Origin of the sequence: Mesorhizobium sp. B2-1-8, from assembly GCF_006442545.2 — a bacterium.
GTDB lineage: Bacteria > Pseudomonadota > Alphaproteobacteria > Rhizobiales > Rhizobiaceae > Mesorhizobium.
Map to the genome: position 1 here is coordinate 481,568 of NZ_CP083953.1, position 12,894 is coordinate 494,461.

Below are 12,894 nucleotides of genomic sequence, written 5' to 3' on the forward strand. Positions count from 1 at the left end.
GGAACCACGTAGGGTCATCGCGCTCAGATCAGCGTTCGGACATGGGCTTCGCGGCCGTAGATCGAGACCAGTAGGAGAATGACTACACCCAGCGTGGCCTGCACCGTGGAAGGCGCAAGGCCGAGGCCGATCAGGAATGTGTTGAGCTCGATCAGGACCGCCGAGCCGGCAATCGTGCCGATCAAGCTGCCGCGCCCGCCGACGAGCGCGGTGCCGCCGATCACCACCGCGGCAATGGTCTGGAAAAGGTAGGGTTGGCCGACGTCGCCATAGGCCGAGCCGGTGAAGCCGAGCAGCAGGATGCCGGCGAGCGCAGCGAACAGCGCGCTCAGCGCGTAGCTGACAATGATGATCCGATGCGGATCAATCAGCGCCAGCGGCGCCGCCGTCGGGTTGCTGCCGAGCGCGTAGACCCGCCGGCCGAACGACGTGCGCTCAAGCATCACATGGACGATGATCGCCAGCACCGCAAAGCAGGGCACGACCCACGGCACGGGCAGGGGGCCGATCGTTCCACCGATCGAGACGAACTCGCTCAGATAGGCCGGAGCCGAGCCCGTCGGCAGGCCGCCGTTCCACATCAGCACGATGCCCTGTACGGTGGTGCCGACGCCGAGCGTCACGATCAGCGGGTGGATCTTGAGGAAGGACGACAGCGCGCCGTTCAGCGCGCCGATCGCCATGGACAGCGATGCCACGACGAGGCAGACCAGCCAGAACGCCACCCCGTCGCCATAGAGCGAGGCGGCAACGACATTGGCGAAGCCGATGACGAAAGGGATCGACAGGTCGATTCCGCCAAGCAGGGCCACCAGCGTCTGGCCGATGGACGCGACGGCGATGAAGGTCGCCAGAACGAGCATGGAGCGGATGGCGAACGGCGCGCCAAAACCTTCGATCGCCAGCGAGCCGACCACGAGCAGCACGAGGGCCATGAGGATGGCGCCCGAGGTGCGGCGGGTGTTGGCGCCGAGGCCCGAAAGAACGCTCATCTTGATCCTCCCGCCATGCGGCCGGTCAGCGCGTTCAACGACACGGATGCGACCAGGATGATGCCGTATAGGGTATGCAGCAGGAAGCTCGAGACGTTGAAATAGGTGAGCGCGCTCTGCAGCAGAAAAATCACCGCCGCGCCGAGCGCCGCAGCCGCGAAGCCGCCGCGGCCCCCGGCAAGGCTGACGCCGCCGAGCGCCACGCCGGAAATGGCGACGAGCGTGAAGGTGGGGCCGACATTGGGATCGGCCGAGCCGAGCAGCGCGCTGAGCAGAAGCCCTCCGGCGCCGGCGAACAAACCGCCGAGCGCGTAGGCGAAGACGCGCACGCCGGTGACGGGAACGCCGGCGGTGTAGCAGGCGCGGTCGTCGCTGCCGCATGCCATCAGCCAGTCATAGACGGTCAGGCGCTTTGCCAGCAGCCAGAGCGCCGCCATGCCGGCGAGCGGCACGATGGAGTAGGGCCCGGCAAGGGTTTTCAGCCAGGCGGGCGCGGCGCCCTCGGGCGCCGGCAAAAGGGTCAGCGTCACGCCGCTGAGCACCAGATAGGTGCCGAGCGTTGCGACGATCGGCTGGATGCGCAGCACCGCGGAGAGCAGCCCGTTGCAAAGCCCGACGAGCGCGCCGATCCCGAGCGCGACCGGCACCAGCACCCAAGGCTGGTCGATGCCGAGATCGCCTGCCAGCGCGTTGACAAGGATGATGTTGATGAAGCCCATCAACGGGCCGATCGACACGTCGATGCCGCCGCGCCCGGCCAGGATCGCCGGCATAGAGGCGATGGCGGCCGCCAATGTCGGACCGGCGAGGCCGATGACGGTGCCCCATGAGCCCGGCAGCACCCAGGCCCGGTTCAGCCACAGGTTGACGATGAGCAGGACGACGAGGAGGGTCAGGGCCGGTGCCGACTCGCGACGTCCCGACAACAGCGCACCGATGCCGCGGGCGGCAACTGACGCGGCGGCGCTCATGCGACGCGCCCGAACATTGCTGCGATCACAGTGCTGCGGCTCCCGAAAAGGTGGCGACGAGGCCATGCTCGCGGACCACCAGAAGCCGGTCGCAGAGGCGCAAGATCTCCTCGAGTTCCGAAGACAACACGACAAGCGCCATGCCATCCTGGCGCGCGAGGTCGCGGAAGGTCTGGTAGAGTGTTTCACGGGTCCGCTGATCGACGCCGCGCGTCGGGTTGTTGAGAAGGAGGATCTTGGGTTCGCGCGCCAGCCAGCGCGCCAGCAGCACTTTTTGCTGGTTGCCGCCCGAAAGCGCAGTGATCGGCTTGTTGCCGCTGGGCGCGACGATCGACAATCGCTCGCGGTAGCGCTCGAAGCGCTCGCGCCTGGCGCGCGCGCTGATCATTCCGAAACGACGGTCGCGTTCCAGCGTCACCATGCTGAAATTATCTAGAATCGACAGCGAGGGGAAGATGCCGTTGGCTCTGCGGTCGCGAGCGAGATACGCAATGCCAAGCCGTGTCGCGTGGCGGAAATCGTCGATTTCGACATAGCCGGCAGCGTCATGATGGACGAGGACGCGCCCGCCGGCCGGGGCACGCAAGCCGGCAAGCGTTTCGAGGAAGGCGTCCTGGCCATGGCCGTCGAGACCGGCGAGGCCTACGATTTCTCCCGGATGGATGAGCTCATCCAGCCCCGGCGTGTTGTGGGCAAGGGATACGCCTTCGACGCGCAGGGCCGGCTCAGACGGCATGATCGAACTCCCGGGCGGCGGCGGGCGCCGTCAATTGCAGCAGCCGCTCGGCCGAAACCGAGGCGGTTTCCAGCGTGTCGACCAGTTGCCCGTTGCGCAGCACGGTGACCCGATGGGCGAGTCGCATCACCTCGTCCATCCGGTGCGAGATGAACAGCACCAGGCCGCCCGCCCGGGCATGGCCCTCGATCGTCTCGAACACCGCGTTGCGGTCGCCGAGATCGAGCGCGGCGGTGACCTCGTCAAGCACAAGGATTTTTGGGCGGCGGACCAGGGCCCGCGCCAGCACAACCAATTGGCCTACCGCTAGCGACAGCGACCCGGCGGGCGCATCGAGATCGATCGGCAGGCCGGTGATGCGGGAGAGAGCCGCGGCGGCGATGCCGTGACGCGCCGAGCGGCTGGCGGGCCAGCCGAAAGCCGAGCCGGTGCCGAGCACGATGTTGTCGGCCACGGAGCGTTGGGGGGCGACCAGCACTTCCTGGAAAACGGTCGCCAGACCGAGTTGCTGGATACGCGCCGGATTGGAACCGGTGACCGGCCGGCCAAGCATGCGGATGCTCCCGGAGGAGGGCGCGACGATCCCCGAAAGCAATTTGACCAGCGTGCTCTTGCCGCAGCCATTCTCGCCCAGGATGGCGTGGACCGAGCCTGGCTGGAAGGCGAGGTCGACGTTCGACAGCGCCAGTGTCTCCCCATAGCGCTTCGACAGACCGCACACTTCGAGCATCGGGGCGCGCTCGCCGGTCATCTCATTGGCCGTCCGCGCCGACGCCGTTGCTGCCGGCGCCGCAGATAAGCGTCGCGACCCTTGCGCGCGGCGGTAAACGGAGCTTACCCGAGCGCAGGGCCGCGATGCCGGCAGCGCCGCTGAGGTCGGCCGCGATGCCGAATTCGAACCACAGCCAGCGAGCAGCCGCCAGCATGTCCTCGTCGGTCACCAGGACGATCTCGTCGACATGATCGCGCACGATGCCGAAGATGCGCTCGTCCGTTCGTCCGCAAGCCATGGTGGCGATGCGGGTGGTCACAGCGGGCAGGGTGACCACATGGCCGGCGGCAAGAGAGGCCTGGAGCGTCGGCGAACCGGTGGGCTCGATGCCAATGATACGGATCGAAGGTTTCAGCGCCTTGAGGGCTACTGAAATACCGGAGATCAATCCGCCGCCCCCGATAGCGACCAGCACGACGTCGAGTTCCGGCAGCGCCGCGATGAGCTCAAGCCCGATCGTGCCCTGGCCGGCCACGACCTGGGGATCGGCAAAGGGGTGGAAATAGGCTGCGTCGCGCTCCCTGGCGAACGCCAGGGCCGCACGGCTGGTGGCGTCCCAGACGGCGCCCTCGACGCGGACCTCGGCGCCCCACGCCCGGAGCTTTTCGATCTTCGCCTGCTCGGCCGTCTCTGGCACGAACACCGTCGCCTGCACTCCGGCGATCGTCGCCGCCCGCGCCGTCGCGAGGCCGTGATTGCCCCCCGAAGCGGTCACGATGCCGGCGGCGAGCTCTTGCCGGGGCGTGGTCAGCAGGCGGTTGGTCGCCCCCCTGGCCTTGAAGGAACCGGTCGGCTGCAGCGACTCGAGCTTCATCCAGACTTCGGCATCCGCCAATGGCCGCCGGGTCGCCGTCGCTTTCACGACCGGCGTGCTTCTGATGTATGGGGCTATGCGTTCGGCCGCCGCTTGCACATCGTCGAGGCCGATCACGGCAGTTGACCGCGATAGGGCGTCGCCACGACCATGCAGACGTTGCCGGGCCTGACCTGGCCCGGCTGGCGGCGGACGTAAACGATGCCGTCGGCCCGGTAATAGAGCGTTTCGGGGGCGCGGCCGGGATTGGCAAGGAAATGAATGCGCCCGGCCGGCTCGCCGGCATGCACCTCAACGCCGTTGAGATGCAGCGGTTCGAACACGCCTGTCTCGGTGGCAAGCACGTAGGCATCGGGAGTGATCTCATAGATGTCAGGCCGCGTCATGGAGGGCGGCCCATCTTTTCCGGGCGGCAGCACGCCAAAATGCGCCAGCAGGTTGCGCAGGCCTCGCCGAACGACCGCCAGCGCCTCGATGGACACCGCGCCGCCGCCGGCGAGCTCGGTGCCGACCACGGTCAGTCCCGCGCGCACCGCCGTGGCCGTCGAGGTTCGTGGATCGCCGCGGTTGGAGATGACCACGACCATGGGCGCGCCGAACGCCACCACCGCATCGATGTTGCGCTTGAAATGCGCCGGATCGGCGGCTGGCTCGATGGCGACGCTCGGCACGTTCACCGATGATGAACCGCCGGAATGGAGGTCGACGAAAACATCGGCCATCGGGAACAGGACATCGCTGATGTAGGCGGCGATCTGGGCGGTGATGGTGCCGCCGTGATCGCCCGGGAACATGCGATTGAGATTGAGGTCGTCGACCGGCGAGGTCCGCCGACCCGCCACGACCGCGGGCAGATTGATCGCCGGCACGATGATCAGCCGGCCCGAGATCGAGGCCGGATCGAGATCGCGGATCAGCTCGCCGAGCGCGATCGGCCCCTCATATTCGTCACCATGGTTGCCACCCTGCAGCAGGATGGTCGGCCCCTTGCCGTTCTTGATGACGGTGAGCGGAATCGGCACGACGCCCCAGGCATCCTCATGAACGGAAAGCGGGAGGTTGACGAAGCCGATCTGCTTCCCGTCCTTTTCGAATTCGATATCCGTGCTGGCCGTGCTGACGAGCTTCATGCTGGTTCTGCCAAAAATTTTCTGGTGGGAGGAAGGGCCCTCCGAGGAGGGCCCTTGGGAGGTCTCGACGGGTGTTACTGAGCGCAGGGATCCGGCGTCTTGGCGTAGTCGAATTCCGGGGTCGGCGCCGGCTTCTTGAAATACCCGTTCATCAGGTCCTCCGGCATCGGATCCTGCGGCGCGACCGGGAAGACCGACACGGCATCAGCCGTCATGCATGAGCGGTACCATGAACCGAGGTCGCCGATCTTGACGTCGGGGACCGGGATTTCCACCAGGCTCACCTTGGGCTCCTGGCCCAGCAGCATCCGCACGCCGACGCGCACGGCCGTCTGCGCGGTCCATGACGGCAACAGCGCGCCGCCGGTGAACTTGAAGTCTGGGTGCGCTTTCCAGTAGCCGAGCGCATCGCCCGAAACGCTGCCGGTAATGACGGGCGCCGGCCGGCCTGCTTGCGCGAAAGCCTCGGCCACGACGCGCGCCTCGCTGCCCGAGGTCCACACGGCGTCGACCGGACCCGGATGGGTGGCGAGCGCCTGCAGCACCACCGTCTTGGTCACCGCCGCGGTCCAGTTGCCGTTGACGCCGCGCACGACCTTCACGTCGGGCGATTCCGCGAACGCCTTGTCGGCTCCGGTGCGCTGCTCGGCGACGAGCGGGCTGCCGGCAATGCCCTCGACCCTCAGCACATTGTGTCGGCCTGGAAAGCGCCGACGAGGCTCTTGAAGTGGTTGGTCAGCGCCACCCGCCAGGGATTCCCCTGATACGATTCCGAATGGCACCACTTCCACGGCTTCACCGGCATGGCGAAGCCGTGGAAGGTCGAGGCCTGCACATTCTGTTCAGCCCCCACATAGAGGCCGCGCAAATTGTCCGGCAGCGTCGCAAGCGCCGCCTTGCCGTCGGCGAGAGCGGGAGTGGCCAGCCCGGCGAGGAGAAGAGCTGAAAGAAGTAGGCGCGAGGCATGCTTATCCATGGTCGAGTTCCCCTGTTGATTTCATATATGATAGCATGTTTTAATAGGTAATAGAAACGTTACGCGCTTGTCAATCGCCGCCGACATCAGCAAATTCCTGCGGGACCGAAACGAAAGAGACGAGAATCGGAATGGGTGGGCCAAGGAAAGGCGATGTGGGCGCGCGGGCGGACAAGTCGCCCAAGGAGGGGCAGGCAGCCTATCTCGCGCCTGCGCTGGAGAAGGGCCTGGACGTGCTCGAATTGCTTGCGCGGCAATCCGAAGGACTGACCCAGAGCCAGATCGCCCAGCAACTCAGCCGCTCGCTGCAGGAGGTCTACCGCATGGTCGTCTCGCTGGAGCGCCGTGGCTACATCCGCAGAGGACCGCAGGACGATTCGTTCCGGCTGTCGATGAAGCTCTACGACCTGGCGCTCGCTTTCCCGCCGATCGAGATGCTCACCACGGCGGCCAATCCGATCCTGCTGCGGCTCGCGGCCGAGACGCAGCAATCGATCCTGCTGACGGTGCTGGAGGGGGCGTCCATCCGCACCGTCGCCTATGCCGACAGTCCGGCGCCGCTCGGCTTCAGGGTGCGGCTCGGTACATCGGGCCCGGCTGAGCATACCGCCTCGGGCCGGGTGATCCTCGCTTTCCACCCACCAGCGGTGCGCAAGTGGAATTTCGACGCGTTGGCCGCCAACGGCATCGATCGGGCGGAATTGCGCCGTGTGCGCCAGCGCGTCGAAGCCATCGCTGCGCGACACTACGAGCTTATCGCGGGTGAAAACATTGCCGGTATCACCGATGTGAGTTTTCCGATCCTGGACGGACATGGAAAGGCATTGGCGGCGCTGACCATGCCTTTCCTTCAGTCGGTGCGCGGCCGGGTGCCGATCCAGCAGGCGGCGGCTTTGCAATTCAAGGCCGCCTGCGAGCTCTCGAACATCCTGGGCGGCACGCCGCCGGCACCCGAGTTCCCGCTGTCGGACCCATTGACCCTAGCTTCGCATCCCGAATGAGGATTGCCGATGCCCAACTCCTATTGCGGCCCCGTTATCGATCCGCACCATCATCTTTGGGATATCGGGTCGGGCAAGCACCCCTTGCTCGATCCTCCGGCAACGGGCGTGGACGCCAATGCCCCATTGCGGCGCAACTACCTAATCGACGACTATCTTACCGACTCGAGAGACCAGAACGTCGTTGCAACGGTGCATGTCGAAGCGGCATGGCTCGACGCCGACTGCGTCGGCGAAACGCGTTGGCTTGACGGGCTCGCCCGCCGCGCGGGCGTTGCGCGTCGTTACGTCGCCCATGTCGCGCTCGACCGCCCGGATGCGCCGGAGCTCCTGGCGCGGCAGGCGGTATTTCCCGACGTCGTCGGCATCCGCGATATACTGAGCTGGCACCGCGACCCCGCCAGATCTTTCCGCGCGCGACGCGACGTTATGGACGATCCGGCGTGGCGGCGCGGGCTGGCGCGGTTGCGCGACCACGGGTTGAGCTTCGATCTGATGATCTTTGCTGGCCAATTGGCCGATGCAGGCCGGCTTGCCGCGGCTTTCCCCGACCAGCAATTCGTGCTGAACCATAGCGGCAGCCCGATCGACCGCGAGGCCGACGCGATGGTCGCCTGGCATCGAGGCATCGCCGAACTGGCGAGTGCCGGCAATGTCGCCATCAAGATCTCGGCCCTGACCGGTTACGATCCCGACTGGACTCTCGCTAGCATCCGGCCGCTAATTCTGCATTGCATTGAGGCTTTCGGCCCCGAACGGACCATGTTCGCAAGCGATTTCCCGGTGACGAGTCTGCATGCGACCTATCGCGAAACCTATGCCATCTATCGGGCTGTCGCCGCCGAATTCACCGCCGCCGAACAGCGAGCGCTGTTTCACGACACGGCTCGGCGCATTTATCGAATCCCGGATGTCGCATAAGTAAACTGATACCTCTGAACAGAGGCTGTGACTCTTTGGAATTGGGCTTTGGATAGGCTTGGCCATGCGGATCGCCTAACGGCCAAGGGCCCGGCCAGATGCATCTTGCCTGTGCCGGGCGGCCCGAGGAACAGAAGCGTGTCGATCCAACGGCAGGTGACAACTCTGTAATCTGCCACTGATCCAGCGACGGCTGGGCAGCGAGTGGAAGCCATCCAGCTCGCGCACGAAGGGCAACTGGGCGATTTTGCTCGACATGGAGATACGCCGTTCGTCGCGCCGGGCGATCTCGCGCGACACCGGGGCTTCGCGCAACGTCATCTTCGAGCGGGCGGCTTCGACCAGCAGCGTGTCGAGCTGATCGCGGATCGCCGTCAGCTTCAGCCAGTCGAGCGTTGCGATGAGCAAGTCGCCCCTTCATACAGCCGCCTGGTAATCCGCAAGCGGCCGTAGCAAGGCGGCTGGATCGATCTCGATGGATCTGCGCGCACCGGCCCGCCAAAGTCGAAGACGCCAACAAAATGCGCCCGGGCCCCGATCCGTTGTCGCCGCCCCCGTAAAAGGGGCGTGCTCGGCCACCACCTGGCAGAACAGCTAGTCGGTGCCCTGAGGTCTCGGACTGGCCGCGAGAACTGCGGTGCCGTGGCTCGCTATCTCCGCATAGGATCCGGTTGAGACCGGGCCGTGGCGTAGGGATTAGTGACGGCGGCCCTGAGATTGTCGCAGACTGCGCGATCGACCTGAACACGGAGAAGCGGCCGGCCCGGTGCTGCGGAACACGTAGCAAGCTTGCCCACTCGCGTGACTAGTTTGCGGCCGCAGTAACCCGAGGGATAACCCAGCCGCTATGGCGTGCGTTCGCTCTTCGAAGCCTCACGGCCTCTCTATCTCCGCCTCGAACACCTCTTGCATCACCGTGCGGATCACTTCGGGCAGCCCATCGGCTCGAAGAAGAAGCGGCAGCGCTGGCAGTCCTGCTTTCACTACCATTCGGCTGGCCCGTGCCTTGCCGGCGACCTGGAGGTCAGCATGCAAGCTGACCCTGCGTTCGGGGCAGGAAGGAGCCATTCCACCGGTGTCCTTCACTCCGCCCAGATGTCGCGACAATCCTCGACTGGCAAGGAAGCCTCGAGCCAGGAGCTGGCGGCTCCTACAGAGACGTGAGGGCGCGGTTCCAATACGGGTTCTTAAGAATTGAGCGCAGGCGCATCTGCTTCCAAGCGCCATATTTGTAAAAGTCGAAGTCGATGCTCGAGGTCATGTTCTGGATCATGCACCACAGCGACCATTTCAGATCACCCAGCATCTGGTAGATAAGCATGCGCGCCTTCATGCTGGCCTCGACACGACCGAAATAACATTCGATCGCCTCATCTTGCATCGCGTCGCTCAGGACCATTTCCCCGCACCAGGTGGCGAGATCGCAGCAGCGGTCGTTGTTTGACGCGTATTCGAGGTCGACGATGATGATCCTGCCGTCCTCGCTCAGCAGGAAGTTGCCGGGCGCCGGATCGTTGTAGCAAGGGACGATATCCAGCCCTGACGCTTCCAGCGCCGCGCGCGCGGCGCGGTACTCCGCGTGAATGGCAGGAAAATCGCGCGAGAACGCGCCGCCGAGCTCACGCAATTGGACAATATGCTCCTCGATCATATCAAACAGGGTCTTGGTCAAGCCGAGCGGAGGGGAATCGTTGAAGGTTCGGAATAGGCTGATGGTGCGGGTCCTGATCTCCGCGGAATGGAAGTCGCGCGTCGTGCAGGGGCGAGACCGCTCGACAAAGTCGCAGATTTCGACGCCGCAGTGGCTGAGATCATTGTAGATGCGAGGCCCGATGCCGAGCAGGTGGGCGCGCCTGCCGGCCTCGAGCGAGGCGCTGCGATCGATGAACTTCTCGGTTCCGGGGCCGGGCATCTTCACGAAAAAGGCCTGCCGTTCACCTCCGATCCTGACGTGCCAATTGGAATTGCTGAAGCCGCCGAAGATCGGCCGGTAATAGATGTCCCTGCCCAGCCATGCCGGTACCATGGAGAGCATTGTCTCCAATTGTCGCTCGGAGGGTGAATGGCCTTCCCCGCACTTCCGTTCCATGACAGGTTCTCAGATGGCGTACGAGCCGAAATCGACGCTTCCGAGCGCAGCGCGGCAGCGGATGAAGCGCCAGAACCCGTAGCGGTAGAACTCGACATCCTTGCGTTGCGAGGTAGCGTCCATGACGAGACCCCAGAGACCCCATGCGAGATCGTCGGCGATCGCGTAGAGACGCGCGCGACGGAGACTTGCCGGCCTAGGCGTGCCTTCGAACATTTCGAGGGCCGGGAGGAAATCATTCTCGTCTTCGAAAACCTCGTTGACCAGCATCCCTATCTCATAATAGGGGTCGACGTTGCCGGCACCGTCGAAATCCACGAGCTCGATCCGACCATCTGGTCCGATGAGGATGTTCGAGGCTAGGCCGTCGGCATGGGAGGGCACACTGTCGACCCCTGACGCGGCGATCATGCGTTCAAAGCGCAAGACCTGCTCGAACAGGACCGGAAGGTCAGGAGGAGCCTGGGCCACGACCCGATCGCATTCCAGCTTCAGCGCGCGGATCCGGTCGAACGGCGACACCGGGATCGTGAAGCGTGGTCCGCCGTGGATCCTGCGCTTGAGGCCTATCACGTCATTGAGGACGTCCAGCTTTTTTAGGTCGCTGACACGGGCGGTCGCCCAGCCGTCGCGATATTCCATAATGCAGGTCGCGCGCCGCGCATCGATGGCAAGGATTTTGGGCGCGCAGCCGAGGCTGGCCGCTTTGTGCTGCGCATCGAAGGATGCGGCCGCATCGATGAAGCGGCGCTGGTCGGGCTGGATGGTTTTGAGCAGGAGCGACGGATGCTGGCCATCGACCGAGACAAGCAGGCGGGTGCTGTCCACGCCGCGATGCGACGGGACGAGAATGCCCGGCTCCATCTCCAGTGCCGATCTGCACAGCTGCGGTCCGGCACCAAAGGAGCCGGGCTCGTCAGGCGTTTCAAGACACAGGTCGGCCGGCACCGTGCGGTCGTCCGCAAAAAGGGGGCGGAGTTCTTTCGTTGCGGGCGTGAGGCGATGAACGTTCATCGGGCTTGTGTGGCGATCCATACCCTTTCGCGACAGAGCAATTTCCATGAAGCCAGCGGAACCCGTGTAAAATCCAAGTAAACACAACCCGCCCGGGACGGCCCGTCCACGAAAGGGAGCGGGGGACAGGCGCGCGAGCAGGAAACGCAATGCTACATCTATGCGGGGGTGAGTAAAGTGCCGACGTGCCTATCGGCGCCGAGACGCTCTTAAACGCGGATGAGGTCGACGCGCAGTTCGGCGAAGCGCTGGACGAATTCTTCGCCGACGCCTTTAGTTGTGATGACATGGTGGGCGTCGCCGAGCCCGAAGGCTCGAACCGAGCCGAAGCGCCCAAACTTCGATGGATCGGCCACCATGACGGTGGTGCCGGCCTGACGCCTCGCCTCGTCGTGAAGGGCGACCTCGTCCTCGCCGAAGCCCATGAAGCCGTGATCGACATGGACGGCGCTAGCGCCCATCAAAGCGAGGTCGAACCTGTGCCCGTTCAGCGCCATGATGGTGGAGTGCCCGAACGTTGCCTGATATTCCGGCACCATTGGACCACCTAGCACGCGGACGCTGGTGCCCCAGCCGTGGGCGAAGAAATGCGCCGCGATAGCGATGGAGTTCGTGAAGATCGTCAGGTCCTGATGCTTGTGAAGGTGCTTCACGCAGGCCAGCGTAGTGGTGCCCGAACTGACGAAGATCTTCATGCCGTTCTGGACCAGGCTGGCGGCTTTTTCGGCAATCAGGTTCTTTTCGGGCGCATTGACCCGGTTGCGCTCGCCGAACGGCTTGTCGCCCTCGGTCGGCGTCAGGACCGCGCCGCCATAGACGCGCCGGGCAAAGCCATTCATTTCGAGTAGACGCAGATCGCGCCTGATGGACTCGGGACTGACTTCGAGGCGATCGGCGAGCAGACTGACGCTCGCGCGTTCATTCGAGCGCAGTATTTCCAGAATCTTTTCCTGCCGAAACCCCGAAAATCTCATGGACCGAATCTGCCTTTAACCATTTGAGTCATTGCCCAACCGTAGTTAATCGCGGCCGCGCCGGACTACGACAACGTCGTTTGCGTCCTCGGCCCCAAAAATTTGCCGTGTCAAGCTAGGATACATCGGTAAACCAGTCAAATCCATCTTACATCGGTCAAATCAGCAAATGGGTCGTCGAACCCTTTCCCTACGTGCGTTTACACAGAAATGCGATTTTCATCGATATAGCCGATGTCGCCGCTTGACCCAAGACGAATGTGCCGATATTGCTCGTTTTGACCGATTTGTGTAATCTGAGAAACTGGTAAAATCGGTTGGACGGTCTTGTGTCCTCAGCTGTTCAGGGTTCTGGGCGGTCAAGGACTCGTCCGGCATGTGACGACGCGCGCAACGCAGCGCGCCAAACCATCGAGTACGTCTGATGAGCCGGCATCGACCGAGCCATCGAAGCAAACCGCACATTTGCAGAACAACTGACGGTCAAGAAGGGGAACAGGATCA

At 64.3% G+C, this 12,894-nt stretch carries 13 protein-coding genes and 2 pseudogenes; 2 read left to right on the forward strand and 13 right to left on the reverse strand.

All coding sequences use genetic code 11. The annotated features are described in order from the left end of the window. Positions 1-23: 23 nt before the first annotated feature. The 8 genes from FJ970_RS33495 to FJ970_RS33530 all read right to left on the reverse strand — a co-directional run bounded on the left by FJ970_RS33495 (position 24) and on the right by FJ970_RS33530 (position 6,391). A complete protein-coding gene (locus FJ970_RS33495; protein ID WP_140758376.1) occupies positions 24-992 on the reverse strand; it encodes an ABC transporter permease in 969 nt (322 codons plus the stop codon). Continuing rightward, complete coding sequence (locus tag FJ970_RS33500; protein WP_140758375.1) at positions 989-1,963, reverse strand: ABC transporter permease; 975 nt, start codon at positions 1,961-1,963, stop codon at positions 989-991. The genes FJ970_RS33495 and FJ970_RS33500 overlap by 4 nt, the downstream gene beginning before the upstream one ends. 25 nt (positions 1,964-1,988) lie before the next feature. Then, positions 1,989-2,699, reverse strand: a complete 711-nt coding sequence (locus FJ970_RS33505; protein WP_227792292.1) for an ATP-binding cassette domain-containing protein — start codon at positions 2,697-2,699, stop codon at positions 1,989-1,991. Continuing rightward, on the reverse strand, positions 2,689-3,450 hold the full coding sequence (locus FJ970_RS33510; protein ID WP_140758374.1) for an ATP-binding cassette domain-containing protein: 762 nt from the start codon (positions 3,448-3,450) through the stop codon (positions 2,689-2,691). The genes FJ970_RS33505 and FJ970_RS33510 overlap by 11 nt, the downstream gene beginning before the upstream one ends. 1 nt (position 3,451) lies before the next feature. Next, complete coding sequence (locus FJ970_RS33515; RefSeq protein WP_140758373.1) at positions 3,452-4,402, reverse strand: threonine/serine dehydratase; 951 nt, start codon at positions 4,400-4,402, stop codon at positions 3,452-3,454. Further along, the gene (locus FJ970_RS33520; protein ID WP_140758372.1) at positions 4,399-5,415 is read right to left on the reverse strand and encodes a succinylglutamate desuccinylase/aspartoacylase family protein; all 1,017 of its coding nucleotides are present in this window, start codon (positions 5,413-5,415) and stop codon (positions 4,399-4,401) included. The genes FJ970_RS33515 and FJ970_RS33520 overlap by 4 nt, the downstream gene beginning before the upstream one ends. 74 nt (positions 5,416-5,489) lie before the next feature. Further along, entirely contained in the window at positions 5,490-6,104 is a 615-nt protein-coding gene (locus tag FJ970_RS33525) for a substrate-binding domain-containing protein (RefSeq protein ID WP_227792294.1), read from the reverse strand. Further along, on the reverse strand, positions 6,098-6,391 hold the full coding sequence (locus FJ970_RS33530; protein ID WP_227792296.1) for a hypothetical protein: 294 nt from the start codon (positions 6,389-6,391) through the stop codon (positions 6,098-6,100). Before FJ970_RS33530 ends, FJ970_RS33525 begins: the two co-directional genes overlap by 7 nt. Before the next feature lie 155 nt (positions 6,392-6,546). On the opposite strand from FJ970_RS33530, the gene FJ970_RS33535 reads away from it, so the two are divergent. Together FJ970_RS33535 and FJ970_RS33540 are read left to right on the forward strand one after the other, a co-directional pair. After that, a complete protein-coding gene (locus FJ970_RS33535) occupies positions 6,547-7,392 on the forward strand; it encodes an IclR family transcriptional regulator (protein WP_181178513.1) in 846 nt (281 codons plus the stop codon). 9 nt (positions 7,393-7,401) lie between these two features. Then, a complete protein-coding gene (locus tag FJ970_RS33540; protein ID WP_140758370.1) occupies positions 7,402-8,313 on the forward strand; it encodes an amidohydrolase family protein in 912 nt (303 codons plus the stop codon). 68 nt (positions 8,314-8,381) lie between these two features. On the opposite strand, the pseudogene FJ970_RS33545 reads toward FJ970_RS33540, so the two are convergent. The 5 genes and pseudogenes from FJ970_RS33545 to FJ970_RS33560 all read right to left on the reverse strand — a co-directional run. Beyond that, positions 8,382-8,721 (reverse strand): annotated as a pseudogene (locus FJ970_RS33545) (ATP-binding protein); the annotation flags it as partial. 340 nt (positions 8,722-9,061) lie between these two features. Then, a pseudogene (locus FJ970_RS34070) lies at positions 9,062-9,298 on the reverse strand (transposase); the annotation flags it as partial. A 165-nt stretch (positions 9,299-9,463) separates the two neighbouring features. Continuing rightward, on the reverse strand, positions 9,464-10,348 hold the full coding sequence (locus tag FJ970_RS33550; RefSeq protein WP_227792298.1) for a choline/ethanolamine kinase family protein: 885 nt from the start codon (positions 10,346-10,348) through the stop codon (positions 9,464-9,466). A 63-nt stretch (positions 10,349-10,411) separates the two neighbouring features. Further along, on the reverse strand, positions 10,412-11,437 hold the full coding sequence (locus tag FJ970_RS33555) for a phosphotransferase family protein (RefSeq protein WP_181178511.1): 1,026 nt from the start codon (positions 11,435-11,437) through the stop codon (positions 10,412-10,414). 188 nt (positions 11,438-11,625) lie between these two features. Continuing rightward, complete coding sequence (locus FJ970_RS33560) at positions 11,626-12,390, reverse strand: DeoR/GlpR family DNA-binding transcription regulator (RefSeq protein WP_140758367.1); 765 nt, start codon at positions 12,388-12,390, stop codon at positions 11,626-11,628. Positions 12,391-12,894 lie beyond the last annotated feature (504 nt).

Excerpts from the sequence above, each read along its gene's own strand:
- FJ970_RS33495 (WP_140758376.1), bottom strand. The coding sequence starts at position 992 with ATGAGCGTTCTTTCGGGCCTCGGCGCCAACACCCGCCGCACCTCGGGC.
- FJ970_RS33500 (WP_140758375.1), bottom strand. The coding sequence starts at position 1,963 with ATGAGCGCCGCCGCGTCAGTTGCCGCCCGCGGCATCGGTGCGCTGTTG.
- FJ970_RS33505 (WP_227792292.1), bottom strand. The coding sequence starts at position 2,699 with ATGCCGTCTGAGCCGGCCCTGCGCGTCGAAGGCGTATCCCTTGCCCAC.
- FJ970_RS33510 (WP_140758374.1), bottom strand. The coding sequence starts at position 3,450 with ATGACCGGCGAGCGCGCCCCGATGCTCGAAGTGTGCGGTCTGTCGAAG.
- FJ970_RS33520 (WP_140758372.1), bottom strand. The coding sequence starts at position 5,415 with ATGAAGCTCGTCAGCACGGCCAGCACGGATATCGAATTCGAAAAGGAC.
- FJ970_RS33530 (WP_227792296.1), bottom strand. The coding sequence starts at position 6,391 with ATGGATAAGCATGCCTCGCGCCTACTTCTTTCAGCTCTTCTCCTCGCC.
- FJ970_RS33540 (WP_140758370.1), top strand. The coding sequence starts at position 7,402 with ATGCCCAACTCCTATTGCGGCCCCGTTATCGATCCGCACCATCATCTT.
- FJ970_RS33550 (WP_227792298.1), bottom strand. The coding sequence starts at position 10,348 with ATGCTCTCCATGGTACCGGCATGGCTGGGCAGGGACATCTATTACCGG.
- FJ970_RS33555 (WP_181178511.1), bottom strand. The coding sequence starts at position 11,437 with ATGGATCGCCACACAAGCCCGATGAACGTTCATCGCCTCACGCCCGCA.
- FJ970_RS33560 (WP_140758367.1), bottom strand. The coding sequence starts at position 12,390 with ATGAGATTTTCGGGGTTTCGGCAGGAAAAGATTCTGGAAATACTGCGC.